The 25,976-nt window shown below is 54.0% G+C and carries 24 protein-coding genes and 1 riboswitch; of the genes, 16 read left to right on the top strand and 8 right to left on the bottom strand.

Annotation, left to right across the window (positions count from 1 at the left end):
• Positions 1-175: 175 nt before the first annotated feature.
• The 6 genes from G5B47_RS18325 to G5B47_RS18300 all read left to right on the top strand — a co-directional run bounded on the left by G5B47_RS18325 (position 176) and on the right by G5B47_RS18300 (position 8,251).
• Positions 176-1,651 carry a family 43 glycosylhydrolase gene (locus G5B47_RS18325; RefSeq protein ID WP_165101047.1) on the top strand — a complete coding sequence of 492 codons (1,476 nt, stop codon included), beginning with the start codon at positions 176-178 and terminating at the stop codon, positions 1,649-1,651.
• Complete coding sequence (locus G5B47_RS18320) at positions 1,652-3,013, top strand: ABC transporter substrate-binding protein (protein ID WP_165101044.1); 1,362 nt, start codon at positions 1,652-1,654, stop codon at positions 3,011-3,013.
• A gap of 84 nt (positions 3,014-3,097) precedes the next feature.
• Entirely contained in the window at positions 3,098-3,979 is an 882-nt protein-coding gene (locus tag G5B47_RS18315) for a carbohydrate ABC transporter permease (RefSeq protein WP_206107432.1), read from the top strand.
• A 2-nt stretch (positions 3,980-3,981) separates the two neighbouring features.
• A complete protein-coding gene (locus tag G5B47_RS18310; RefSeq protein ID WP_165101042.1) occupies positions 3,982-4,815 on the top strand; it encodes a carbohydrate ABC transporter permease in 834 nt (277 codons plus the stop codon).
• Positions 4,816-4,891: 76 nt separating this feature from the next.
• Positions 4,892-6,637, top strand: coding sequence for a sensor histidine kinase (locus G5B47_RS18305; protein ID WP_165101039.1), 1,746 nt, complete (start codon positions 4,892-4,894; stop codon positions 6,635-6,637).
• A gap of 30 nt (positions 6,638-6,667) precedes the next feature.
• A complete protein-coding gene (locus G5B47_RS18300) occupies positions 6,668-8,251 on the top strand; it encodes a response regulator transcription factor (protein WP_165101036.1) in 1,584 nt (527 codons plus the stop codon).
• 142 nt (positions 8,252-8,393) lie between these two features.
• Here G5B47_RS18300 and G5B47_RS18295 read toward each other — a convergent pair whose 3' ends face one another.
• From G5B47_RS18295 to G5B47_RS18280, 4 genes are all read right to left on the bottom strand, one after another.
• A complete protein-coding gene (locus tag G5B47_RS18295) occupies positions 8,394-9,110 on the bottom strand; it encodes an SDR family oxidoreductase (RefSeq protein ID WP_206107431.1) in 717 nt (238 codons plus the stop codon).
• A 17-nt stretch (positions 9,111-9,127) separates the two neighbouring features.
• Positions 9,128-10,333: an MFS transporter gene (locus G5B47_RS18290; RefSeq protein WP_165101030.1), complete on the bottom strand. Its 1,206-nt coding sequence runs from the start codon at positions 10,331-10,333 to the stop codon at positions 9,128-9,130.
• 82 nt (positions 10,334-10,415) lie between these two features.
• Entirely contained in the window at positions 10,416-10,805 is a 390-nt protein-coding gene (locus tag G5B47_RS18285; RefSeq protein WP_235949688.1) for a helix-turn-helix domain-containing protein, read from the bottom strand.
• 196 nt (positions 10,806-11,001) lie between these two features.
• The gene (locus G5B47_RS18280; protein WP_235957217.1) at positions 11,002-12,273 is read right to left on the bottom strand and encodes a C40 family peptidase; all 1,272 of its coding nucleotides are present in this window, start codon (positions 12,271-12,273) and stop codon (positions 11,002-11,004) included.
• A gap of 265 nt (positions 12,274-12,538) precedes the next feature.
• Positions 12,539-12,600, top strand: a riboswitch (Fluoride riboswitch).
• 63 nt (positions 12,601-12,663) lie between these two features.
• On the opposite strand from G5B47_RS18280, the gene G5B47_RS18275 reads away from it, so the two are divergent.
• The 4 genes from G5B47_RS18275 (at position 12,664) to G5B47_RS18260 (ending at position 15,291) form a co-directional block, all read left to right on the top strand.
• Positions 12,664-14,007 (top strand): voltage-gated chloride channel family protein, encoded by a 1,344-nt coding sequence (locus G5B47_RS18275; RefSeq protein WP_165101027.1) that lies wholly within the window; start codon positions 12,664-12,666, stop codon positions 14,005-14,007.
• 82 nt (positions 14,008-14,089) lie between these two features.
• Entirely contained in the window at positions 14,090-14,536 is a 447-nt protein-coding gene (locus G5B47_RS18270) for a MarR family winged helix-turn-helix transcriptional regulator (RefSeq protein ID WP_025332994.1), read from the top strand.
• A gap of 137 nt (positions 14,537-14,673) precedes the next feature.
• Entirely contained in the window at positions 14,674-15,042 is a 369-nt protein-coding gene (locus G5B47_RS18265) for a YidH family protein (protein ID WP_165101025.1), read from the top strand.
• A 66-nt stretch (positions 15,043-15,108) separates the two neighbouring features.
• On the top strand, positions 15,109-15,291 hold the full coding sequence (locus G5B47_RS18260; RefSeq protein ID WP_165101022.1) for a hypothetical protein: 183 nt from the start codon (positions 15,109-15,111) through the stop codon (positions 15,289-15,291).
• A gap of 636 nt (positions 15,292-15,927) precedes the next feature.
• Here the strand turns inward: G5B47_RS18260 and G5B47_RS18255 are convergent.
• Positions 15,928-17,163, bottom strand: a complete 1,236-nt coding sequence (locus G5B47_RS18255; protein WP_165101327.1) for an MFS transporter — start codon at positions 17,161-17,163, stop codon at positions 15,928-15,930.
• Positions 17,164-17,370: 207 nt separating this feature from the next.
• On the opposite strand from G5B47_RS18255, the gene G5B47_RS18250 reads away from it, so the two are divergent.
• Both G5B47_RS18250 and G5B47_RS18245 read left to right on the top strand, forming a co-directional pair.
• Positions 17,371-17,748, top strand: a complete 378-nt coding sequence (locus G5B47_RS18250) for a MerR family transcriptional regulator (protein ID WP_025332999.1) — start codon at positions 17,371-17,373, stop codon at positions 17,746-17,748.
• Between the two features lie 22 nt (positions 17,749-17,770).
• Positions 17,771-18,094: a thioredoxin family protein gene (locus tag G5B47_RS18245; RefSeq protein ID WP_165101019.1), complete on the top strand. Its 324-nt coding sequence runs from the start codon at positions 17,771-17,773 to the stop codon at positions 18,092-18,094.
• A gap of 553 nt (positions 18,095-18,647) precedes the next feature.
• Here the strand turns inward: G5B47_RS18245 and G5B47_RS18240 are convergent.
• On the bottom strand, positions 18,648-19,562 hold the full coding sequence (locus G5B47_RS18240) for a CHAD domain-containing protein (RefSeq protein ID WP_165101016.1): 915 nt from the start codon (positions 19,560-19,562) through the stop codon (positions 18,648-18,650).
• Positions 19,563-19,728: 166 nt separating this feature from the next.
• Between G5B47_RS18240 and G5B47_RS18235 the strand changes: the two genes are divergently transcribed.
• The 4 genes from G5B47_RS18235 to G5B47_RS18220 all read left to right on the top strand — a co-directional run bounded on the left by G5B47_RS18235 (position 19,729) and on the right by G5B47_RS18220 (position 23,869).
• Entirely contained in the window at positions 19,729-20,697 is a 969-nt protein-coding gene (locus tag G5B47_RS18235) for a copper amine oxidase N-terminal domain-containing protein (RefSeq protein ID WP_165101013.1), read from the top strand.
• Entirely contained in the window at positions 20,694-21,602 is a 909-nt protein-coding gene (locus tag G5B47_RS18230; protein ID WP_165101010.1) for a lipoate--protein ligase family protein, read from the top strand. The genes G5B47_RS18235 and G5B47_RS18230 overlap by 4 nt, the downstream gene beginning before the upstream one ends.
• Before the next feature lie 657 nt (positions 21,603-22,259).
• Positions 22,260-23,228, top strand: a complete 969-nt coding sequence (locus G5B47_RS18225) for an SDR family NAD(P)-dependent oxidoreductase (protein ID WP_206107430.1) — start codon at positions 22,260-22,262, stop codon at positions 23,226-23,228.
• A gap of 83 nt (positions 23,229-23,311) precedes the next feature.
• Entirely contained in the window at positions 23,312-23,869 is a 558-nt protein-coding gene (locus G5B47_RS18220; RefSeq protein ID WP_206107429.1) for an SRPBCC family protein, read from the top strand.
• 529 nt (positions 23,870-24,398) lie between these two features.
• Here the strand turns inward: G5B47_RS18220 and G5B47_RS18215 are convergent.
• Both G5B47_RS18215 and G5B47_RS18210 read right to left on the bottom strand, forming a co-directional pair.
• On the bottom strand, positions 24,399-25,382 hold the full coding sequence (locus tag G5B47_RS18215) for a DUF4179 domain-containing protein (protein WP_165101004.1): 984 nt from the start codon (positions 25,380-25,382) through the stop codon (positions 24,399-24,401).
• Positions 25,357-25,905, bottom strand: coding sequence for a sigma-70 family RNA polymerase sigma factor (locus G5B47_RS18210; RefSeq protein WP_165101001.1), 549 nt, complete (start codon positions 25,903-25,905; stop codon positions 25,357-25,359). The genes G5B47_RS18215 and G5B47_RS18210 overlap by 26 nt, the downstream gene beginning before the upstream one ends.
• Positions 25,906-25,976 lie beyond the last annotated feature (71 nt).

Raw genomic sequence — 25,976 nt, 5'->3', positions numbered from 1 at the left:
ATTAATTAGTTAAGTTCGGTTCAGAGAGACTTACCGCCCCAAGGTCATTATTGATCTTGGGGCATTTTTTTCGCGGAACCCAAAAATATTGAACATCTGACAAAGAACTTAGAATTTAAAGCGCTTTCAAACCCCTTTATAATCAAGTCAGGACACAAGAAAGGGGCAGCGTACCATGTCGAACCTGTTTTACAAGCCGGAGGGGGCTTGGGTGGGAGATCTCATTCCCTTTTACAATAACGGTACATTCCGGTTGTTCTATCTCCATGATTGGAGGGAGAATAAGAGTATTCACGGAGAAGGAACCTCCTGGTTCGAGCTCCGCACAAGCGATTTCGTGCACTACGAGGAAAAAGGCGAAATGCTGAAGCATGGAAGCGTGAGCGAGCAAGACTTGAACTGTTATACGGGGTCCATTATCGAAGCCGAAGGCGAATTCCATCTGTTCTACACGGGCTTGAATCCGTACCCGGACTTCACGGAGGACGGCGAGCCGCTCCAATGCGTCATGCACGCCGTAAGCAAGGATATGGAGTCGTGGCGGAAAATTCCCGAGGACACCTTCTACTCGGACGGGATTCAATATGAAAGGCATGACTGGCGCGATCCCTTCGTGTTCTGGAACGAGGAGGAGAGGGAATACTGGATGCTGCTCGCCGCAAGGAACAAGGAAGGCCCGTCCCGGCGCCGGGGGTGCATCGCATTGTGCGCTTCCAAGGATCTTAAGAAATGGGAAATCCGCAAGCCGTTCTGGGACCCGAAAATGTACATTACCCATGAGTGCCCGGACTTGTTCCGGATCGGGGAATGGTGGTATCTGGTATACTCCACGTTCTCGGACCGGTTCGTCACCCATTACCGCATGAGCAAATCGTTAAGCGGGCCTTGGACGGCGCCGAGGAACGACGCGTTTGACGCCAGAGCGTTCTACGCCGCGAAGACATGGAGCGACGGAAACCGGCGGTACGCGTTCGGCTGGGACCCCAGCAAGGAGAACGAGGACGATTATGGAGATTGGCAGTGGGCCGGCAATCTGGTCGTGCACGAGGTTGTTCAGGAACCGGACGGAACGTTGACGGTGCGCATACCGGAGACCGTATCCCGGCATTTCGCAGATAAGCAGGCTGCGGAGTGGGGGGCTCGGCTCGGGGATTGGAAGGTGTCCGAGGGGAGCATTTCTGCGGGGGCTGACGAAACCTTTTCCTGCATCTCGGCCGGCTCCATGCCCGAAACGTGCATGATTTCGGCTCGGCTGTCCTTCTCCGAAGGGACGAGAAGCTGCGGCATCATGCTTCGGGCCAGCGAAGATCTGGATGAAGCCTACTATGTTCGCCTTGAACCGATGCATAACCGGCTCGTCTTCGACATGTGGCCCCGGCGGGTGAAGGGCGAAGCGCAGTGGCATATCAACGGCGACCGCCCCCACGCGGTCGAGCTGGAAGTGCCGATTGAATTGCAAGCGGATACGGTTTACGATATCCGGATCGTGGTGGAGAATTCCGTATGCGTCGTGTACCTGGCGGATAGGGTCGCGATGACGACACGCCTTTATAATTTGAAGACCGGAAGCTGGGGCTGCTTTGTCCAGGAAGGCCGGGCGCAATTCGAACAGGTAGCTTTATCCGTTCCAAGCGAACAGGAGGTCAAGTAGATGAAACGTTACGTTAAATGGCTGGTTCTCGCGTTGTCGCTTGTCGTGCTGACGACACTCATAAGCGCTTGCGGAGGCGGCAGTAATACGGGCAGCGCTGCGGAAAATGGTTCGGGAGCTCCTGAGAACGCGGGGCAAAAAGCAGAAAAGAAAACCTATAAATGGTTCGTGGCCCGCGGCGTAGACAGCCCTCCGGCCGTTACCTTGAAGGAAATCGCGGACGAGTTCTCTAAGACGCATCCGGAATTCGAGCTGGTTCTGGAAGGTACGGGCGACCGCCCGTCCTACTTGCAGAAGCTGCGGACATTGATCGCAAGCAACGAGATGCCCGCCATGTTCGACACCGATCCCGACGCCTACGCTTCCAAACTGATAGAGAAAGGCAAGCTCGTGGATACGAAAAAACTGCTGCAGGACCTTGGAAAATACGACGCGTTCCGTCCGGTTGCCCTGCAATATCAGCAGTTTGCGGACGGCAGCATGTACACGCTCCCGATCGAATACGGGATCGAGGTGTTCTGGTACAACATCAAGATGTTTAAGGATTTCGGCCTGCAGCCGCCGAAGACGTTTGACGAGTTCCTTAAGGTTGCCGAGACGCTTAAGCAGAACGGGATTACGCCGATTGCCGTCGACGGCAAGGACAAATGGCCGGTTCTCCGGTACCTGGCATTCGAGCCTTTCCGCATGACAGGCAATGATTTTATCGAGAACGTCAAGCAAGGCAAGGCCTCCTTCAAGGACCCGGCCGGCATGGCAGGCATTAATCTCGTTCACGAACTCGGCACCAAAGGGTACTTCCAGCAAGGATTTTCTTCAACGGATTATACAGCGGCTCGCGATTTGTTCCTGGCAGGAAAGACCGGTATCTACTATATGGGCTCATGGGAAACGATGAATTTCGCCAACGATAAATTAAGCGCGGACATGAAGGACAATATCGGATTTTTCCGGCTGCCCATGATGGAAGGCGCCAAGACGGCGGAGAACGATTATTTCATCAATTCAGGCATCGGCGTTGCGTTCAATCAGGAGACCTTCGATGATACGATGAAGGAGTTCGTCAAATTCCTCCTGGAGAAATACCCGGAAGCCTACACGAAAAAAGGCCAATTCTCGCCTTTCAATTATTCGCTGGATCAGGCGCAAGGGATGCCGGAGGTGTTCTACAAAATCCAGGATGAAATCGCGAAATCCGGAAGCGTCTTCGCCGTCCCGTGGGATACACGCCTCGACCCGGCCACCAATGAGCTGCTCGGAAATGAGCTAAATGCCTTGGCGCTCGGAGCGCATACTCCGGATGATTTTGCCGACCTGATGGATCAGGCGATTAAAGAAAACGCGCCGAAATATTTCAAATAACCGCGCTACAGCAGCCGGCCAGCCGCACCATCGGTTGGCCGGGAATGCAGCGGAAAAATAATAAAGTGGGGAATGAGCTAGGGTATGGATAAAATCCTCCGCAATCGCAAAGCCGTTCTCGTCTTCCTGCTGCCGGCATTGCTGGTGTATGTGTTCACCGTTCTGGCTCCCATCCTTTGGTCGATGTATTTCAGCTTCTTCTCCTGGGATGGGGTGTCCGACATGGTCTATATCGGCCTCGATAATTACACCAAAATGTTTGGCGGCGACAAGACGTTCTGGAAGGCGTTCAGCAATAACCTGATCTATGTTTTCATAATTGTGGCTATGCAGGTGTTTCTCGGTTTGGTGGTTGCCATTCTGCTGACCAGCATCACCAAAGGCAGAGAACTATTTAAAACGCTGTACTTCGCTCCCGCGATTATCACCTCGGTAGCCATAGCGCAGCTGTTCACAAGCGTATACTCGTTCGAGCCGGTCGGCATGTTGAACTTTATTCTGCAGCAGCTCGGTTTAGGAGCGTGGAGCAAGCCCTGGCTGTCCGACCTGAAGTGGGCGCTAGGCGCCGTATCGGTGCCCGAAGGCTGGCGTTATATCGGCCTTTATATGATCATCCTGTATACCGCGCTTCTGTCCATTCCTTCCGATATCGAGGAGGCGGCTAGAATTGACGGGGCTTCTTCCTGGGACCTGTTCTGGTTGATTAAAATGCCGCTGATTAAGCCGGTGCTGACGGTTTCGATCATTATGGCTACTACCGGTGCTCTAAAAGGGTTCGATATCCCGTATCTCATGACGAATGGGGGACCGGGGCGGGTAACGGAGCTGCTGCCGACTTATATGTACAAAACCGCATTCTCCAGTCTGGACTTCGGCTACGGCAGCGCGATGGCCGTATTTATCGTCATAGAAAGCCTCATTGCCGTCGCCTTTATCAGACGGATGATGGAGAGTAAGGAGACCTGACAATGAACTATTCCCGCTATTCCAAGGCGTTTCTGGCGGTCATTTCCTTCGCTTTGCTTATCATTCAAGTGTACCCGCTCGTGTGGGTGTTCATCTCCAGTTTCAAGGCGCCCACCGATTTTTCAAGCAGTAATCCGCTCAGCCTGCCCAGCAAGTTCACCTTCGAAAATTATCTCAGCGTGTGGCGCAAAGGGAATTTGGGCACTTATTTTTCCAACAGCCTCATCGTCGCCGTGACTACCATCGTTCTGGTGATTCTGTTCAGCGCCATGGCCGCTTTCGTGATTGAGAAGATGCGTTTTAAATGGACCCAAAGCGTGCTGTTCCTGTTCCTCTGCGGCATCATGATCCCGATCCAGGTCGTGCTTATCCCGCTGTTCATTCTGTATAACAAAACGGGTATTATCAACACGCTCACTTCCCTCATTTTGCCCCAGGTGGGATTTGCGCTGCCGATCTCGATCTATCTGTTCGTAAGCTTCTACAAATATATCTCGAACGAGATTATGGAAGCCGCCGTCATGGACGGATGCGGGATTTACCAGGTGTTCTGGCGGATGATTTTTCCGCTGTCGCGCAATACGATCGTCACAGTTGTCGTCATGAATCTGATTTTTATCTGGAATGAGTTTATCTTCGCCAATACCTTCATTCACGACCTGAGCTCGCGGACCATTCCGGTTGGTCTGATGGATTACATCGGCCAGTACGGCTTGACGGATTGGGGAGCGACTTACGCGGCAATCAGCATCACGACGATCCCGACCATGCTGGTCTACTTCATTTTTAACAAAAGCGTGATTTCCGGCATGACCGCAGGTGCAACCAAAGGTTGATCTACCATCCGCCCCCGGGCAAAGGTATACTGAAAGTACAGGTATTATACTTTTCTTCGGACAGAGGGACTTTTTCATGAAAATAACCCGGCCGTTCCTGTCGATCAGCATTCGGAGCAAAATCATCATTTTGTCCATCGGCTGTTCCCTGCTGCCGCTTGTCCTGATTGCCTCCTTGACCTTTGTCTATTTGAGCAAAGTGGCTGAGAACAAGGTGTCCGACACCACCTCCAATTTGCTCGGCTCCATCAACTGGAATATCCAGACTTTCGTGAATGACGTCGAAACGATTTCGAAGCTGATGCTGTCTTCCCGCGACGTTCAGAACTTCCTTTCTTATGACAAGAATGATTTCAAAAAAATCTACGACCTTCAGAATGACACCCGGAATCTGATCGTCAATATTTCCAACAACAAATCGTATATCCGTTACGTGTATGTCGGCAGTGAGCAAAGGGAGCTGATCGTCACGAACCAATGGGATCGGTTCACTTACGATCATATCTATCAGGCGGTCTCCCGGTCGAAATGGTATAAGCAGGTAGGCGACATGGGCGGCCGGGGATTGTGGCTGAACAGTGATGAGGTCCGTCTCGTCAAAAATAGTCCGGATTTGCTGCTGTACGGTAAACGCTTAAACAACCTGGATACGCTCGAACCGATCGGCATGCTGATTATCTCCATCGATAGGCGGGTATTCGACGAAATGTTCAAAGACATCACGAATGCGGAGAACGGGCATCTGATGATTCTGGATCAGAATCAAGTCATCTTTTACAATTCCCGGACCGCCGATTTACAGCAGATTCCGCAAAAGGAACTGAACCTGCTCTACGATCTGCCTGAACGGGGCACCCGCATCGATACGATCAATGGAGAACGGTATGTCGTCACCTTCGATACGAATCCGGGGACCCGGTGGAAGGTGGTTAGCATGATCCCCTATTCCAACATCAATTCGGAAGTAGTCCTGATCCGCAATGTCACGCTCACCTTGACGCTGGTGGCTTTTCTGCTCGCCGCCTATGGTTCGTATCTGATCTCCAAACGGATTACCAAGCAGCTGACCCTGCTCTCTTCCGTCGCCCGAAAGGCAGCCAAACGGGAGGAAATCGAAGGCATCCTCTTTGAGGAGAAAGACGAAATCGGGAAGATCGGCAATCAATTCCTGCGGACCTTCCGCACCAACAGCGAATTATCCGACAAACTGATCGAAGCCAAGCTGAAGGAGAAGGAGGCCGAGCTGCATGCGCTGCAGAGTCAGATCAACCCGCATTTTCTGTACAATACACTGAATTCCATCTATCTGATGGCGGAGCGAATTAGCGCCAAGAATATTTCCAAAATGGTCATGTCCCTCTCCAATTTCTTCAAATTGAGCTTGAACAACGGGGATTATATAACGACTGTCGGCAACGAAATCGACCAGGTGAAAAATTATCTGGAGATTCAAAATATCCGCTACAACGGAAAATTTGAGGTGGCTATCGACCTCGAGCCGGGAATCGAGCGGATCCGCATGCTGAAGCTTCTGATCCAGCCGCTGGTGGAGAATGCGATCTTTCATGGAATCGAGCTAAAAGAGGATAAAGGCAACATTGCCATTCGAGGCCGAAGGGAAGGAGAGACGCTGATATTCGAGGTCGAGGATGACGGAGTCGGGTTTGATGCCGCGGGTGCGGGTATGCGGCCAAGGGGATATGCTTTAAGGAATATTCAGGAGAGAATCCAGCTGCATTACGGCCAGGATCGCGGGATTCGCATAGACAGCGTTCCGGGCGCCGGAACCAAAGTTACCCTTGAGATCGGCATCATCGATTAACATCTGGCTATGAAGGTGGGGGGACACATCATGTATAAACTGTTTATAGCGGATGATGAACAGCTTGTGGTGGAAACGCTATCAACCATGATCGACTGGAACGCATCCGGGGTGCGGATTGCGGGGACGGCCAACAACGGCAAGCAGGCGCTGGAACGGATTCTGGAGTCCGACCCGGACGTTGTCCTGACCGATATCCGCATGCCCGGGATGAGCGGGCTGGAGCTGATTCGCGGCTTGAAGGAGAAGGGCTGCAAAGCGGAGTGTATCATCGTGAGCGGATATTCCGAGTTTGAATACGCCAAAGAAGCGATTGAGCTGGAGGCGGTGGACTATCTGATCAAGCCGGCCGAGCTTGAGGAAGTGTCCCGGACCGTCACTAGAGCGATCGAGCGTCTGGAGCGTAAAAGGGACCCGGCGGGGAATCGCCCGGAGCTGCGGATTGCCAAAGCGCTGGACCGGGCGGTGTTTACCGATCTCATCGTCCATGCCAAGCATCCGTCGTTCGATAGGGCGCCTTACGAGCGGTACGGCCAGTTTGCCGCCATCGTGATCGGAAGCCCGGCGGCGCTCTGGCTCGAACGGATGAAGAGCAGCGGCGTTACGGATGCGCTTCTTGGCTTTTTGGCGAATCAAGGAATCGAAGTGGAGCTGCTCTATGAGCAGCAGAAAGTCATCTTGTTATGCATGGCCGCTCTGGAGGAACCGGGGTCATTACCGGAAATTCTGCTGGCAGCGGCAGCGGCGTTTTCAGATGACGGCTCCCCGGCCTCGGACAATCTGGCCTTGTCGTTTGGAATCGGCCCGATTGTAAGCGGAATCATGGATGCGCATCTTTCTTTTCTGGCGGCAGACCAGGCTTGTCAAATGGGGCTGTTCTTCGGGGTTCCGGTAACGGACGGGAACGCTTGGCCGGAGGTCGTCCGCGCTTCTGAAAGATGGCTCTCCGATTGGTCTGAGCAGATCGAATCTTTTACCCGTTACGAACAGAAACCGTTTGAAGAGCTGCTCGAACGCTGGACGGAGTGGGGGAGGGGGCGATGGGTGGCTCCCGTTTCCCTGAAGAAGACCGGCATCCAGTGGGTGAACCGGCTGCTCGATCTGGTTGAGCGGGATTTTGGAATCAAGATCGGGAGCGTGATCGGAGACCGTTCGCTGCTGATTGAAGGGCTGCTGGAAGCGCCGGATTGGGCGTCGTTGCAGAAACAGTGCCTTGATTGCGCGCAGGGTGTGCAGTTTTTTTTGAACGTAACGAAGACTTCCTTAAAAGAAAAGGTGGTTCAAGAAATCAAGACTTATCTGGAATCCCACTATCATGAAAATATCCAGCTCGATCAATTGGCGGAGCGGTTCGACCTTAACGCTTCCTATGTTAGCAACCTGTATTCCAAATCGACCGGGCAGACGATTCTTGAATATGTCACGCTGCTGCGTATTCAGCAGGCGAAACGGATGCTGAGGGAGAGCAGCTTCAAAATCTCCAAAATCTCGCAGAACGTCGGGTACGATAACCAGCGGTATTTCTGCCAGGTGTTCAAGAAGCATGTGGGCGTAAGCCCCGGCCAGTACAGAGAGGATCATATGATCAGAGTCGAAGAAAGCTGCTCGTCGTGACTTTATTTCAAACACCTGGGAAGACTCTTCTAGACGGAACAAAAGCCTGCGGCCTTCGTTCGCTAATCAAGCGGACGCGGTCTGCAGGCTTTGGTTCAGATTGGTTGAAGTGGAGGAAGCCCTGCCGCATGTGTCCCGGCTCTCAGACGAATCTGGCTCCTCCGTCCACAGTCAGCGTAATTCCGGTCGTATACGTATTTTGCACCAAGAACAAGATCGCGCCCGCAATGTCGTCCGCTGAAGCAATGCGCCGTACCGGAAGGGTCGCTGCGGTTTGTTCAAACCAGGCTTTCTTTTGCTCCGGGGGCATTCCGTCGTGCATAGGCGTATCGACATAGCCGGGGGACACGACGTTGACCCGCACCGGAGCAAGCTCGGCGGTCAGCACCCGGCCCAGGTTCTCCAGGGCGCCATGCACGGCAGAAGGCACCGCCGCTCCCGGAACCGCCTTTTCGCCAAACACTCCGCTTGTCAGTGTAATCGATCCGGTGTCCCGGATTGCCGGCGCGCCGTAACGAATGGCGAGGTAGGGTCCCCAAAAGCGGCTCTCGAACTGTTCTCTGGCGCTTGCCGCATCTATGTCCAGGACCTTACCCAATCCGTGCTTCACTTCCCCTGCCGTAATCACTAAATGATCGAAATTCCCGACTTCCGCAAAAAATGTACGGAGATCGTCCTCGCTCCGCATATCCAGCGCCCTTGTCCGTACATTCCCAACCAGGCTTGCCGCCGCTTGTGCCAGCCGTTCCTCGGAGCGGCTGGCAATGATAACCTCAGCTCCAAGCTCTGCTGCCCGTTTCGCTGCCGCCAGACCGATTCCGGAGCTGCCTCCGATTACAACAATACGTTGTCCCTGCATTTCCATTCATCTCCTCTTTAAGAATTAACGGCATCCAGACGTTCTTTATCCGCCGACGGTTTGGCGCTCCAGGCTGAAACGGCCGCCGCCGCAAGCATAATGACGGACAGCGTCCCGCATAAAGCGGCGAATCCGAAGGGCATCAGCGCAGCGGCCAGGATGGGGCCCAGGCTTGCGCCGACGAAGACGAAAAATCCGTAAAGCGCCAGAGCCATGCCGCGTGCGGTCGAGCCCAATAGCCCGATCCGGGAAATGATCGACGGAACGGCCGAGGCGATACCGGCGACAAAGACAACCGTCGCGGCGATAAAGAGCGTCATATCGACGCCGGACAGCACCGCTTCTCCGGCCAATCCGGCCGCGGCAGTGAGAAAGCCCGCCACGAGGACGCGAACAGGCCCGAAGCGGCGGATCCAGGAGCCGCAAAACAATGCGCATACCACTCCGGTCATGCTGATCAGTCTGAGCCAAAGAATGCGATCGGGAGACAGGTGCAACTGCTGCACCGCGAATTCGTTCAATCCGAAGAACATGGCGACAAAGCTCATTAATATCGTTACCGCCGCCCCGTAGGCGACGAGCAGCGCCGGAATCCGGACCAAAGTGCGGAAGACTTCGAACAAGCCGGGGCCGGCCGCGGGCCGCCCGGCATTCGGGCGGTCTTTCGGCAGCCGCAAGGAGAGCACGATCAAAATGGCGTAAATGAGGCTTAATAATGCGAATACAGCTTTCATTCCCCAGTTCGCCGCTACTTCAGCCGAGAAGATCTGTCCTGCCACTCCGGCCAGCAAAAATCCGCAGCTTAGGTAAGAAATGACGTTCGGACGCTGCTCCGGGGGAATCACATCGCTGACATAAGCAAGCGCGACCGGAGGAAACGAGGCGGCAAGAAAGCCTTGCGCGGCCCGCAGCAAGAGGAACGGGGTGAAGGAAGAGGCCAGTTCTACGGACAAGGTGCATACCGCAAGCAGAATGAGGCCTGCGAGAATCAAACGCTTCTTAGGCACTCTGTCGGACAAGGTGCCGAAGAACAAATTCCCCAGGGCGAAAGCCATGCTGAAGATGCTGCTCGCCCAGACCGCCTGAATCGGGCTTACGGAAAATTCCGAGATCACGTAAGGCGTTAGCGGAATCATCACATACAGCAGCGAAACGACAGCAATCCCGGACACGGTTAACAGCATCGCCGTATAAGCGAGACGAGATTTACTCATTTCAATCATTAAGACATTAAACCTCCTTTTCTAACAGCAACAGTTACGTAAACGTAATGGTTTAGGGATAAAAACACGGCTCGGACTCCGCTTAATTCGACATTTCGTCAATCATAAGCTGAATCCGGGCCATATTGCTCAGGATCTCTTGCCTGAACTGATCCAGAGCCTCCATCTTTTTGTCGGTTTGTTCCAGATGCTTCGATAGAATCTCGAGAACCTTTTGCTTGCCTTTAATCATGGACGGCTCTTCAAAGTACAGGTCGATGACGGATTGAATTTCCTCCAGGCTGAGACCGAGCTTTTTCAAAACGTTGACTTTGTTCAGCCGCTGCAGCGATTCATCCGAGTAATAGTGATATCCGTTGCTTTCCTGCTCGACACTCCCCAGCAATCCGAGCTCCTGATAGTGGCGAATGGTCCGGGGCGTCACCCCGGCTCTGCGAGCCAGTTCTCCGATCAGTATTTTGGATTCCATCATTTGCATCCTCCAACCATTACGTTAACGTTACAGTTAGTATAATGAACAGGGAGGCTGATGTCAAACCGTTGTTGCCGCGACTCGAGAAAAGAGAACCAGATAGCTCGAGTTTCTGAATGCTAAAGGCACAATACCACCAATAATTGGTATTGTGCCTTTTCAAAATTCCGGCTGCGCTCAAAGCCGAAAGCCTGTCCTAAAACACCCGCCGCGCCGTCACGAGCCGTTTCTTCCAATAGTCGCTGAAGGCTTCGGTGCGGACGCCGTATTTCTCCGAGTAGGTATGCAGCAGCTTCTTGTCTCCCGCATAGATGGCTACATGCCCGATGTTCAAATCGCGGGCGCCGAAGAACAGCAGGTCGCCCTTGCGCAGCTCGTCCAGCCCGATCTCCGTGCCTTCCTTGGCCTGGTCGTAGGATACCCGCGGAAGGTCAACCGCGAGCGTATCCTGAAAGACGCGCTTCACGAAGGAAGAGCAGTCGAAGCTGGCTGTCTGATCCGGCGACGCTCCGAATACATACGGCGTGCCGAGAAAGGTCTCGCCGTAGGCGATCAGCTCGTCCGCCTGCTTATCGATCAGGGACGGGCTGGCATAGTCGGTGTACTTTGGCTTCGCGGATATGTATCCCGTTTGGTTGTCCGGGGTCCGCACCTCCAGCCAGAAGGCGCCCACTTCGCGTATAACGTGGACTTTCGATCCCGTAGGCAGCAGCTCCAGAATGTTCGAGCCGCCCGTATCCTGTGTGCCAGCGGCCGAGGCTGGCAGTTGCCCGCCCGTATTCGCTGAACGGCTAACCAGCGTCAGCGAAGGGGTCGCCTTATCCGCTGGGCTACTGCCTGAATCCGGCGAGCTGCGCAGATTGACGCCCCACCGGATAGACGTCTCGAAGGTTATCGTCGAGACGTGGACGGTGCGGGCGGCCTGGTCCCAGGCAACGGTGCTGCCAAGGGCTTCGCTGACGAAGCGCAGCGGAACCAGCGTATATCCGCCGGATATTTGCCCGGGAGCATTAAGCGGCACCGTCCGGTCGTTCACCGTGGCGGTAAGATCCCCTATGCGGTAGGTTAGCGTGATGCCGTCCTTCGTGGCTGTAACCATCTTGTCCGTATTGTTCCAGGACAGCTTGGCCCCCTGCCCTTCAAACAGACGGCGCATGGGAACGAGCAGTGTGCCGTTCACATTCACCGGCTCCGCTTCGGTCTTAAGCAGCGAGCCGTCCAGATAGATGGATACCGGCGCGGGAACGGTCAGGGCCGGCGGTACGGCGGGGGCATCCGGGGCATCCGGACCCGTCTGAACGGGTCCGTCGGACTGAACGGTCCCGGCGGCTTGTCCGGTCCCGGCCATCGGCGAAGCCGCTTCAGCCGGCTTAGTGCCCGGCTTGGCGGCTTCCTCCGCCTGCGCGGAAGCTGAGAATAACAGGGACATAGTCAATGCAGATAGGATCGCGTGCTTTCGAATCGTCATGAGTTCATCACCTTGTCGTTGGATTGATACGGATACCGTAACTTTTTTGAAAGGATGCAGCCGTTTCTTCTTGGAATATAAGAATTGATAAGCTGGGCGCTTATGAATTTGTCTTATATTTCTACAAGAAACGCACTTGCGTCCTTCAGGACGCTGTCAGGCATTTCTTCTTGTATAGTTAGACTGACAAAAGGCGAAATGGTTTTGCTTAGGGTGCCGACTTCTTTCATTGACGATTTCCCTGAAATCAACTAGAATCGACGTATTAATACAGGGCGATGGAGTTCGCCTTAAAACCGCCGCGAGGCTGATGACTCCTACCAGAGGACCTTGATCTCCCTGGTAGGAGTCTGTTTTTTTAGATATATAACGAAGGGGAAAGAAAAAAAGATGAATACAGTTAGACAGAAGTGGGCCCGGTGGGCTGAACAACGTGCGTTTGCCGCGCTGGCGGGCACGCTGCTGAAGTGGGTGGTGCTCGGGAGCGGCGTCGGCATCCTGTCCGGCACGGCCTCGGCTTTTTTCCTGAAGAGCCTGGACTATGTAACCGACGTAAGAATAGCCAATCCGTGGCTGCTCTTTCTGCTTCCGCTCGGGGGGGCGCTGGTCAGCTTCCTGTATATGAAGGTCGGCAAGAACAGCGGGAAGGGCAACAATCTGATTCTGGAACAGATCAGCAGCGGAGGCGAGACGATTCCGCTTCGAATGGCGCCGCTCGTCTTGTTCGGAACGCTCGTCACGCATTTGTTCGGAGGGTCGGCGGGCCGGGAAGGGACGGCTGTTCAAATGGGCGGAAGCCTGGCCGAATGGTTCGGGAGACTCCTCCGCGTCCGGCCCGCAGACCGCAAAATCCTGCTGATCTGCGGCATTAGCGGCGGGTTCGGCTCGATCTTCGGTACGCCTTTGGCCGGCACGGTATTCGGTCTGGAGGTTCTGGCGATCGGCCTCATCCGGCATGAAGCGCTGATCCCGGCTTTTGTGGCCGCTTTTACAGGCAATCTCGTCACCTCCTCGTTCTGGGGCGTTTCTCATATCCACTATCATATCGGCGCGGTGCCCGCGTTAACGTGGATCGTCGTTCTCAAGGTCGTATTCGCTTCGGTTCTGTTCGGGCTGACGAGTATCTTGTTTAGTGAATTGACCCATGCGCTGAAAAAAGGGTACAGCAAGCTCTTCAAAAACCCCGTGCTGAAAAGCGCCGTGGGGGGCGCCGTTATTATCGGTCTCGTCTACCTGCTCGGAACGCGCGATTATTTGGGGCTGGGCATTCCGCTGATTCAGGACTCTTTTGCGGAGGGCGTGTCTCCGTTTGCTTTTTTGGGCAAGCTGGTGTTTACTTCCCTCACTTTGGGCGCCGGATTTCAGGGAGGCGAGGTGACTCCGCTGTTCGCGATCGGGGCCACTCTTGGGAATGCACTGGCCGGTGCTTTGCATCTGTATGCTCCTTTTTTGGCGGGCCTCGGGTTTATCGCCGTCTTCTGCGGCGCGACGAACACACCGATTGCGTGCTTCCTGATGGGGGTTGAATTATTCGGATCGGACGCCGCCGTGTACATGTTCATGGCTTGTCTGGTCAGCTACCTGTTCTCGGGCCATACGGGCATTTACACTTCCCAGCAAATCGGGATATCCAAAAGCGAGCATCTGCCGATTCCCGAGGGTACGACCTTGTCGGCGGTCAAAAGCTTGATGAAGAAGCAGGACAAGGCCGCTCCGGCGTCGGAGAAGCGATAAAAGCACTCATCTCGGCCGTATCGAAAACAAGGCTGTGGATGATATAATAAAGGGAAGCCTTAGAGGAAAGGGAATCTATGATATGGAAATTGCGGAACGTAACGGACTTGTAGCCGGTTGGCTGGCGCTGACCCATATTCAGAGCAATACGGCGGTCAAGCTCGAACAAGCGCTGCAAGAAAGGCACCGGATATCCCTGAAGGAATTCTATATGCTGCTGTTCCTGTCCGAAGCGCCTGGCAAAAAGCTGCGTCTGCAGCAGCTCGAATCTATGGTCGGCCTGAGTCAGAGCGCCATGTCGCGGCTGGTCAGCCGGTTCGAGGCCAAGGGCTGCGGAGCGATGAAACGGCATATTTGCGAGGAAGACCGTAGAAGCGTCTATACCTCCTTGACTCCAATCGGGCAGAAAAAAGTGGATGAAGCGTACGCCACCTTTCAGTCCGTCCTTCTGGACGCCCTGCCGGCGCGCGAGCTTGCCGGTCTATTGCAGCAACTTCTTGAAGCGAAGGGCCATTCGGCGGATGCATGAAGAATACCGGCGCGTGGCGGACAGCCGCCCAGGTAAAGATCAGCCCTTGATTCATCAATCTCCTGATGGATTAAGGGTTTTAATAATTAAGGGGATGAAACACATGATCCTACGAAGCGATCCTTGGGGAGGGAGATATGAAAGAGATGCAAAGTGAATCGAAATATACGCAGCAGCATCTGGCGAACGAACGAACTTACCTGGCCTGGATTCGTACGGCGGTCGCGCTGGCGGGTCTCGGCTTTTTGGCAGCCGGCCTCGTATTCCGGGATTCCCGTTACAGCGGAATCGGGCACATCGTCGCGGCGGCGGCAGGCATTTCCGCGGTGCTTCTCGGCGGAGGCGTGGTAGCAGCGGCAACCGGCGATTATATGCGAAAAAGAGAGGGCATCAACAACGAACAGTTCCGTTCGTCATCTTCGCTTATCCGGCTGGTGTTCGTCTCGCTCACCATTATCGAAGTGCTGCTGATTGTGCTGGTTGTGCTGATGCTGTTGTCCTCTTAGAAGGGCTGAGGCAGAAATACAGGATGATGGCGGTTTACGCCAGAGGTCCAGTGAAGGAGGAACACGTTGAAGAACAGAACCGGCCTGATGGTGGCCGTCTCGATTATCCTGATTATCGTTAGCAGCCAATTAAACGCCGCCGAATCACGAATGCTGGGCGTGCTGCAGCAGCTCCTTCTCGGGCTCGGCCTGGTTGGCTGCCTGCTCGCTATGTGGAAATGGATGAAGGGCGGCAGGACCAAAAAATGATCGGCGGATAAAAAGTAAGCATCGAAAGCTTCGTAATCATTGTATGCATCACAGGCATCGTAAGCATCGCCGCGCAGTCAGCCCAAATGGGCTGGAACGCTCTTGGGACTTATATAAATCCCTGAATCCTTCCCTCCGGGAAGGTTTTGTACTTACTAGCTTTGGATGAACAGGAAATCCTCCCGTTTATTCCTCTCAAAAATCGATTTCTTGCCCACGAAGGGGAAAAGCTCCTGCTTATTTGACCATTCAGCTTCATTTCAGGCAAAACCGGCAGATTAAACGGGAGAAATTCCAGTTTAATACTGCCGGAGGGGTGTTTTCATGTAAATAAACAGGAGAAATTCCACTTCGTCCGCTCTCGGATTACAGTAGGCCGCTTCCTCGTATGGAGCGGCTTCTTCGGTAAGTCCAGCGGCTTTTAGGTTTGTCCTGTGCCTAAGGTTTGTCCAACGCTTCAGGTTTGCCCAACGCTTCAGGTTTGCCCAACGCTTCAGGTTTGCCCAACGCTTTAGGTTCGTCCTACGCCTAAGGTTCGTCCTACGCTTTAGGTTCGTCCAACACTTCAGGTTCGGGCCCCTTGCCGCTAGATCGGTTACGCCTGTTGGTCCGCGCCGTATGCCGCCCGGAGATCGGTTACACCTGTTGGTCCGCGCCGTATACGGTCCGGAGGCCTGGCTCTGGTCCGTCCGGCTGGACCGTTTCCCGCCCTGTTTTCCGGGACCAGAGGTGAAGGAGGAAATAAAGAATCAGCGCCAGGACCGAAATCGTTCCGGCAGTGAGATACATCGTCCGGTAATCGGTATGGGCCGCGATGATGCCCAAAATATATGAGCCGAGGCCAAAGCCGAGATCGAACAGTACAAAATAGGTCCCGGTAGCAAGCGCGCGCCGGTGAACGGGAGCCGCCTGGATGGCCAGCGTCTGAAAGCTGGGAAGAATGGCGCCGTAGCCCAGTCCGATCAGCCCCGCCGTGGCCAGAAATTCCGGAGCGGAAGAGATCCGGCTGAGCCAGATCATCCCTGCGGTGAACAGGAGGATGCCCGGATAGACGAGCACGTGGGGGCCTCTGCGGTCGAACAGGCGACCGGTAAAGGGCCGTGAAATCAGTACCAAAGCCGCGAATACAATAAAAAAGTAGCTGGCCACCGCGCCCATTCCGATCGACTTGGCATAAACGGAGATGAACGTCGACAGTGATGCATACGAAAAAGCGAGAATAAATCCGGACAGGGACACCGGCACGGATTTGGGCTCGATATACCGTTTGATGCTCCAGTTTCCGAGCGTATTCGGCCGCGGCGTATGGGGAGGAACGGGCGTTAGAATGCCGCAGACACAGGCAAGCAGCGAGAAAGCGCTGATCGTCACGAACAGCAGGTCGAAGCCGGCGTGGGCGGTGATGGTGAGGCCGATGAACGGGCCCATAACCATCGCGAGGCTCATGAACAGGCTGAAATAGCCGATGCCTTCGCCCTTGCGGCGTTCCGGAATGACATCAAGCACGATGGCCGAGGTGGCGGTCGCCCCGATCCCGAAGGAAATCCCGTGGATAAAACGCAGCAGCAGCAGGGCATTGTAGCTGTGAATGAACAGGTACAGCACGGAGCAGCCAGTAAACAGCAGGAGCGAACCGACTACAAGCGCCTTGCGGTTGAACTCGTCCAGCCATCTGCCCGCCAGCGGTCGGAATATTACGGAAGCGATGACGAACACGGTGGTCACCAGTCCGATATTTTGCTTGTTACCCTGCAAATTTTCCAGTACGAACGCGGGCAGCGTCACCGTCAAAATATAAAAGGTCATAAAAATAAAAAAGCTGCTAAGGCATATAGTCAAAAAATGACGGTTCCACAGACGGTCCTTTTCCAAATCCAATCTCTTCCTTCTCTAATAGTTGTTATAACAAGTATATGAAGAGGAGGTGAGCTTGTCAATCTGACAATATCCATAGTTTGCCGGGAATTCCTACAGGAAGCGGCCGGTGATTTTCTTTTGGAAAAAAAGGAGTTGACCCTAACACTGGTGTCAGGGTTTATAATGAACGCAAACATTCTCATCATCCGGAAGTGAGATGCAATGAAAATAGGCGAGCTTGCCAAACTGACCGGCGTAAGCGTCCGGTCGCTTCGATACTACGAGTCACAAGGTTTGATTTCGCCGGTCCGTCTGGCCAACGGCTACCGCGAATACTCTCCGCTTGCCGCGGAGACGGTGGAAACGATCCAGCTGTATTTGAATTTGGGACTTACGACAGAGCAAATCGCGGGCTTTTTAAACTGCGTGCTGAAGAACAAGGAAGCGTTCTGCGCGGAGGTGATGCCGCTGTATGAATCCAAACTTAAGGAAATTGACCGGCAGCTGCACCAGCTGACGCAGATCAAGCTTAATCTGGAGGAACGAATGGCTTCCATTCGCCGGGAGCGGGAAGGGTCCGGCGCGGAAAATCCAAGCTGAAAAGAGAAAGGAAGGATTTAAAATGGCGATTAAACATGCGGAAACACCCGAAGTATTACGGGAAGCGGTGGCTGGCGGCGGCGTAGTGCTTGCCGATTACGGCGCGGCCTGGTGCCCGCCCTGCAGAAATCTGCTGCCGATCCTGGATGAACTGGCCCGGGATTACGGAGACGCGGTAACCGTTGTTAAGATAGACTGCGACGAGCAGCCCGAGCTGGCCGCGGAAGCGGGCGTCATGAGCATGCCGACCGTGATTGTCTATAAGGGCGGGCAGCCGGTGGATAAGCTGATCGGCCTAAGCCCGAAATCGGTCTATACGGGTATGCTGAGCCGGCATCTCGCGTAAGCCCTATCCGTCGATAATAATAGATGGAGCGGCGCGGGAGTCATCCTGTGAAAAAAGCGTCAATGCCAACAAGCGGCCTTACACCGGTATTCGAACGGTGTAAGGCCGCTTTGGCTTGACCTGAATTGGCTTGAAGATGGTGAAGGTTACACCTCACCTCGGGATTTGAAGCGACGGCCAACCTTTTTATACTGACATTGACCAAGAGTAGCCTTAACGGTACCCGGAGCCTGTGAGAGCTTGAACGAACGAGTATGCTTGCTCAAGGCCGGAACTTGAAGTAAACGGGAAAACCTCCCTTACATTTGCCCGAAAACGGCCATTTCAGACAATAAGCAGGAAAACCTCCGGCTTATTGGCGGGTTTTTCAGCATTTCCGGTTGATTGGCCGGATTAGACGGGAGTTTTTCCATCCTATGCTTATTCCAGGCCGCCTTATTAAAAAATAAGAAGGAATAATTTCGCTTCATCCATCCGGCTGTAGCCGCAAGAGCTGGAGCTATTTTCGCTTTCCGCTTATGGTTATAAGCGGGTTCATAGCCAATACCGGCGCTCATTCCTGTCCGGCGCTGGCGGCGCTGTAAGTGAGGGCTTCCGGCACGTCGACGACGGTGTTCCGGCGAAGCGCGTCCGTCAGCTCGGCTTGAAGCTTATCGACGAAGGAATTCCATGTACCGCGGCTGGCGCCCAGCTTCTTGCGGCCGATCTTCTCCAGCCTTTCCATCCACATGCGTTTGTCGGTGATTTCGCCGAGCTCTGACTGGATGTCTTTATATATCGCTTCATTCGCGTGAAATTTCTGATCCAGTGCGAAGGATGCCGCGTTTGCGGTGTAGCGGATACGCTTGGCCAGCAGCCTTAGCTGGTGCAGTTCGTCCAACGCCTCGCGGGATGCCGGGTCTTCTTGCCCAAGCAGCTCCTTGCACCGTTTCTTCTGCTGCTCGAAAGCAACCTCAAGCTCGCGCATCGCGACATTGACATCCTGTTCGGTAACGAGGGCGGGCAGACGTTCCTTGATAAAATCATTCCATTTGCCATCCGTCTCGCCTTTCAGCAGCGAGGGCAGCTCATCGGCCAATTTCCCGCGCTGCCTTGTGCGCCTGTCTTTTTGATGCAGGATAACCGCTTTCAAAAGCTTGGCGGTCTTTTTGTCGCCTTCGCGCTTCGCTTCCTTCCGCCGTTTCTTGAAGGATTGGATGAGCACGTCGGCATCCCTGACTTTGCCCAGGCGCTTCTGGGAACGCTTGAAATACGCGCGAAGACCTGAGGCATCCTCAGGATCGAGAATCGACAGCAGCGTGATCAGCTTGCGGCTGCTCACCCGCGCCTGGTGAACGGCTTCTTCGTCGAAATCCTTCAGCGCCTTTTTTCCAAAATCCAGATAGCTTGCATACAGCTCCGACATGGCCTGCTCCCATTGCTGCTCCCGGCTTGCCTCGGCGCCTTGGACTTCTGTGCCTGTTGTCATTAGGTATCACTCCCGATTTAATTGTCACCTGCTGGACCGTGCTTCAAAGGATTGAGCATAGCGGTAATAAATGGTGTGTAACCTTTTGTGTATTCAGAGCGTCTTAATTTTAGAATAGCGTGATTATAGTCACATTACAATTCATGCGAGAGAAAGGGTGAGACGGATGTTGAAAAAAATAGCGGCACTCTGCATCGTCCTCGGGCTGACCGTTTCGATAACCGGAGGGGGGCCAGGCGGAACGCCTTCCGCGCAGGCGGCCGTCCCTGCCGGAATGGTGGTCGTGACGATCAATGGGGTAACCTTGAAGCTTCAGTCTCAGGCTTATGTCACGAAAGGAAGAGTGATGGTCCCCCTTCGGGAAATGGCGGCGGGGATGGGAGCGCAGCTGTCCTGGAATGCGGCCGCCCGCACGGCGACGCTCCGGAGAGCTCCGCATCTGGTCAAAATTACGGCCGGAAGCAGCCGGGCAGTGAAGGACGGCGGAATCGTCCTGCTGGATGCCCCGGCCGAAATTCGCGCTGGGCGGGTGTATATTCCGCTGCGCTTCTCGGCGGAGAGCATGGGCGGGACGGTGACCTGGAACGTTCGGACAGGCACGGCTGACATTGTGCTGCCGCTTGACCCGGCAAGCGCGAAGGCGGTCATTGCTGACCGCGCCAAAGAAGCGGTGCTGGCGCTGAAGAAGAAAGACTGGACTGCTCTTTCTTCCATGATCCATTCGAGGGGCGTCCGCTTCTCACCCTACGGTCATGTCGACACCGCGAAGGACATTGTCCTGAGCTGGAGCGAAATCGCCGCGGCCGGTACGGATCAGACCGTCCGAACCTGGGGCGAATATGACGGGACAGGCGATCCCATCAAGCTGACTTTTGCCCAGTATTATAATAAATTTATATACAGCGCCGACTTTGCGGATGCCCCGGAAATCGGCTACAATCAGACCATCGGCTTCGGCAATTCGCTGAATAACGCGCGGAACGCGTACCCGGATGCCATCTTGGTCGAATACCATTTCGACGGATTCGATCCGCAGTATGCCGGGATGGATTGGCAGAGTCTGCGGCTTGCATTCGTCAAGGAAGGCGGGCAGTGGATGCTTGCAGGCATCATACATGATCAATGGACGATATGAGTGAAATCAGTCAACCAAACGGATCGGACGGGCTTCATTCCGATCCGTCAGCAGCGCTTCCCGGGCGTATGGCGCTCTTCGAGCACCTGTCCGGCAGCGCGTCCGAAAGAGAAGGGGGCGGCGATATGCTGATCCCCTTTGCCTTTGAGGAGACGCTGTGCCGGGATGTCGGCGCAGGGCTTGCGCTGCCTTCGCTGCACCTGTGGAGCCACCCCAGCGGGGTTGCGCTCGGCCTGCGGGACAGCCGCTTGCCCTTCGCCGGGCAGGCGATGCAGAGCCTGGAAGCGCGCGGCATCCGCACGGCGGTCAGACATTCCGGCGGCGCGGCGGTTCCCCTTGATCAGGGAGTCGTTAACGTCTCCCTGATCCTGCCCAAGAGCCGGGGAACGCTCGATTTTCACCGCGATTTTCGCCTTCTGGCTTCCCTGATCGCGGAGGCGGCGGGCTTCTCCCACCCTTCCGCCGCTGCGCAAATCATGGCTGGAGAAGTCAAAGGCTCTTACTGCCCCGGCGATTACGACCTGTCTATCGGGGGCCGGAAATTTTGCGGCATCGCCCAGCGGCGGCAGAGCCATGCGTACTTTGTGCACGCCTTCGTCGTGGTGGGCGGCTCCGGGCGGGAACGCGGCGAGCTGGTGCGCCGCTTCTATGAGGAAGCGGCCCAAGGCGCCGAGGGCCTGGATTATCCGAAGGTGCGGCCGGAGACGATCGGCGCACTGGGCGAGCTGGGCGGCCCGGATGCGGCGGCCGTGTTCGCGGACGGCCTTCGAAGAGCGGTAGACGCCCGGGGAACGGAGTTGGTGAAGGCTGCCGATCTGGCGGAGGAGACCGGCTACCGTCTCGGGTACGGCGATCCAAGGGTGCTGGAAGCGGCCAATATGCTGCACGAGCGGTACGCCCAGTGAGCCGCGGTATAGGTATGCGGCATAAATGCGAAGAAGCGAGCAGGTCTCCGGGTTACTGGAGACCTGCTCGCTTCTGTTTTGGGGCTGCAGCCCGTTGAGGCGATCCCTAAGTCATTTGCGATGACTTTTGGGACAGCCCCGCTGATTGTTCTGTCCGTCAATTCCGAGCCGGACCGGGCAGGAACCCGGCAATCGCACCGACAGCAGCGGACGAGGTCAGGTTCATTGCTGCGGTTTTCGTTCGGCGCCTTCCCAAAACGGCCTGAATGCAGGTTTTTTTGGCCCAGAGTATATGATTCATAAGGAAATCCTGCGATCATACAGGAATTTCAGGCTGTACGGACCGAATTGAGTCCGAGCGGGGGAAATACCTGTATCCACGCAGGCATGTATTCCAAAACCTGTTCTCAGGCGACCAAAAGATGCACAATTTCAGGTTTTTGCATTATTGCTTCATCATGCCCCCTAAATTGGCGAAGAACATCCCGATTCCATTCGGGAGGATGAACCGGGATGTTCTCCTGTCTTCGAAAAATAAGGAAAGATTAACCAAATAAAAATTCCTCATTTAGTGATTGACCAATCAATAACTGGATGATATCATAAATTTAAGTTAGTAATTGATCAATAACTAATCACGAAATGAGGTCGATGAAAATGGAAAAAGCGATTGTAATTGGAGCAACAGGCGGAACGGGAGCAGCGATCACGGAAGAACTGGTCAAACGGGGGATACGTACTATTGCTTTTGGGCGTTCGCGTCAGAAATTGGAGCACTTTGCAGGAAAGCTTGGAAATCCCGCGCATTTGACGCTTGCCGTAGGGGAGGCAATGCGCCCTGATGATATTGTAGCTCAAGCAGGCGGCGCGGACGTATTATTCCATTGCGCGAACGTACCCTATAATGAGATGGTGAACAAGCTGATACCGCTAGGCGAATCGGTGATGGAGGCGGCAGAACGGCTTGCGATTAAAGTTGTAGCGATTGACGGGATCTATCCTTATGGGAGAAAACAGATGGATCTTGTCACAGAAGAGCATCCCAAGCAGCCTCATACGAAAAAAGGAAAAGTCCGCCTGGACTATGAACGGATGCTGTTCAGCAAGCGGTGGAGCAAGGTCAAAGTTATGATTGTTCGCTTGCCCGATTATTATGGGCCTACGGCTAATGAAGCCTCGTATTTAGGTTCAACCCTTGAAGCGATCGCTGCTGGGAAAATGGCTTTTTTCGTCGGCAACATGCATGTTCCCCGCGAATTCGTCTATTTGCCGGATGCAGCTGCCATGGTTGCCGAGCTGGCAGGCAAAGACTTCGCTTACGGACAGAACTGGAATATACCGGGGGCTGGGATCATATCGGGACGGGAGATCGTACGGATTGCGCAAGCGGCAAGCGGCCATGTTAAACCGGTCATTCCACTGAAAAAATTAGGTTTATCGATGCTGGGTATGAGCGTGCCCGTCATGAAAGAAGTCATTGAGATGCTTTATCTAACCGAAGATCCGCTGACACTAAGCGGAGACAAATACAAACGACTAATCGGACCGATCACTGCGACGCCATTCCAGGACGGTATTACTTCGACTGTTTTGGCATTGAAGAGCAGGGCATCTTTTGCACAATAGTTATTGATTGATTAATAAATTAACGAAAAGTTGTAACAAGCTTTAGACCGTTTATGAAATTAATCATTAAGGAGAGATGAAATATGTTGAAAAGATTGTTTAAGTCAAAAGCATTCACGATGAGCTTTCTTGTACTGATACTAATTCTGATTGGCGGGGTGATTTTTAGTATGAGGGACTCCGATGATTCCCAACGGACCACCGTCGATGTTGACCGAAACGCCCAGGTCATAGTCGACCTTTCCATCGAAATCGAAGCTTCGCAGCAGACCGTATGGCGGATACAGACTGGTATTGACCAGTGGCCAACTTGGCAGAAAAACGTCTCTAAGGCCCGGTTATCCGGTCCACTCGCGGTGGGAAGTACCTTCCATTGGGAGACCCATGGGCTACCCATCGTCTCCACCATTCGCGAGGTCGACCCTATGCGGCGTATCGTTTGGGGGGGGCCAGCACAAGGCATCGAGGGCGTCCACGTGTGGACCATCACTCCCACCTCCAAAGGAGTCGTCGTACATACCACTGAGTCCTGGGACGGTCCGCCAGTAGCGGCCGACTCCGACGGTATGCGCGCGGCACTAACGGCCTCGCTCAATGCCTGGCTTGCCGATCTCAAGACAACTGCTGAGGCGGCCAACTGAAAAGCAGCCTTTGCGCGATGGGGATTGTTACGCTCCCTCGGTACCTCCGGGTGAGTCAATCCCAATTGTAAAGACACCTCCAAAACCACTAAAGAAGTAGGAATGGAAGCATCTTTGCACATATGGGGGTTAAATTCCTAAAATGAATTTTGGGACACTTCAACATACAGGAGCACCTTGTTTCTTGTAAGTCAATGAATTATTTGTGGGTCATCACAAAAAGCAGGCCAAAACTGGTTCCTGCTTTTTGTGTTTCGGTATGACCACATGTCGAATAGCTGTTGCGGCATCTCAAATTGAAGGGGCTGGTACAATAACTGCATATGGTTATTCTATCCTGCGTGCTTCCGAGTAAGAAGAATTAGTAACGATTCCCACTCAAAGCAGCGGAGAGAACGGAATGATTGCGGAAAAGCGGCAGCGCCCGCCCCTTACACCCACTTTAGTTCTACCTCAAAAAAAGGACGCCGCCGCCACCATTTCTATGGTTTATTGGACAGTAAGCTCCTGAATGTCATGTGTACGAAGACTAAGGCAAGGTCACGGTGAAGCTGTCAAATTTGATTTTTCCCGACGCATGATGAGGAGTGAATGTTAAGGTCACTGTACCGGCTGGAAGAGGGTCGTACAGCTCGGTGCCGGTGGAATAATATTTGCCATCCCGGAATTGACTGCTGGTGCCGCCGAAGTTGTAATCAAGCCTATGCCCTGATTCATCCGTCGCACCGACCGTTATATAGTCGACCGAATCTTGGTCCTCGGACACCGCGCTATAGGTAAGCCGCATGCCCGCCGGTCCAATCACCAGGTCGGATACTGTCAGTTCAACGCCGCCGGATTTCTGCTTATGGCCGATCGCGATGAGCTTGGTGCCGGACTGTTTTGTCACAGGTATGGCGAAGTTCCACTTCTTCTGTCTGTCCTCCGTGCTGAGAGTCAGTCCAAGCTCGAACCGGTCCGGCAACGCCGCCGGTGAGTCGACTTCCAAAATCCCCGTATGATAGGTCGGGGTAACTTCGGTTAGATTTCCCCCCGTCGAGAAATTCGCTGGCGTTCCATTGACGGTAAACTCGTTTCTCATAATGATATATTCCTCTCCCATCGGCTTCTCCGTCTCCAGCGAGTACCCGATACTTAAGCGCGTCCCGTCGTAGAACACTTCATTGATCGTAAGCGAGTCGCCGCCGGATACCTTGGTCATGCCAACCGCTGAAGTTAATCCATGCTCGCTGACGTTCTTCAAACCGCTGTCCCCGATCTGGCTGAACACCGAGCCAATGACCGGAATTTGGGACACAATGCTTGCCATTGCCGGAGACAAGGCCGCCGAACCGAGCAGCAGACCGCAAGCAACCGCCGCCGCCCCCGCTGTATACCCTATTTTTCTAAGTATCTTCGTTCTCTTGCCTGCACCGGCTTCCTGTACCGTCTTCGAAATGATAGCGTCCAGCTTGTCCTGGGGTACCGGAATCGTGTCGATTTCTTGTTTAAAGGAATGAATTTCTTGGATCATCGCCAGCGGCTCCTTTCAGCTTTTTTCGCAAAATCGATAGGCCCCGGTGAATATTCGTCTTGACCGTTCCTTCCGGGCAATCCATTATTTCGGAAATCTGTTTGACCGAGTAATCCTTGTAGTAGCGAAGCAGCAGCACCGTCTTGTACTTCTCCTCAAGCGTCTCTACGGCCTCAAGAAGATCAAGCTGATCCTCCAGCTGAAGCTGATAGGAATCCCCAATATGTTCAAGCGCTTCCGGACTCATTGCGGTAATCTTGCGGTTCTTTTTCAAGGAAGAAATAGCGGTATTAATCAGAATCCGCGTGAGCCAGGTGGAAAAATAGCGGCTGTCCTGCAGCGAGGATATCGACTTGAACGCCTTATACACGGTCTCCTGAAAAACCTCCAGCGCATCCGTCTCGTTTCTCATGTACACATAGGCCATTCTGTAGAGCTTCTCTTTTTCCGCATGAATGAGCGTTTGAAACGCATCCGGATCGCCGCGCATGGCGCGAGGGACCAAATCTGCCGTTGTACTCATTACCCCGCCTCCTTTTCTCCTTAATTAGAGATTTCGGGCCCAAAAAACGTTTCAGCTTCTTTCTTTTTACA

The sequence above is a fragment of the Paenibacillus apii genome, assembly GCF_011043685.1.
Classification (GTDB): domain Bacteria; phylum Bacillota; class Bacilli; order Paenibacillales; family Paenibacillaceae; genus Paenibacillus_AQ; species Paenibacillus_AQ sabinae.
This window is presented reverse-complemented; position numbering and strand designations above follow the sequence as displayed.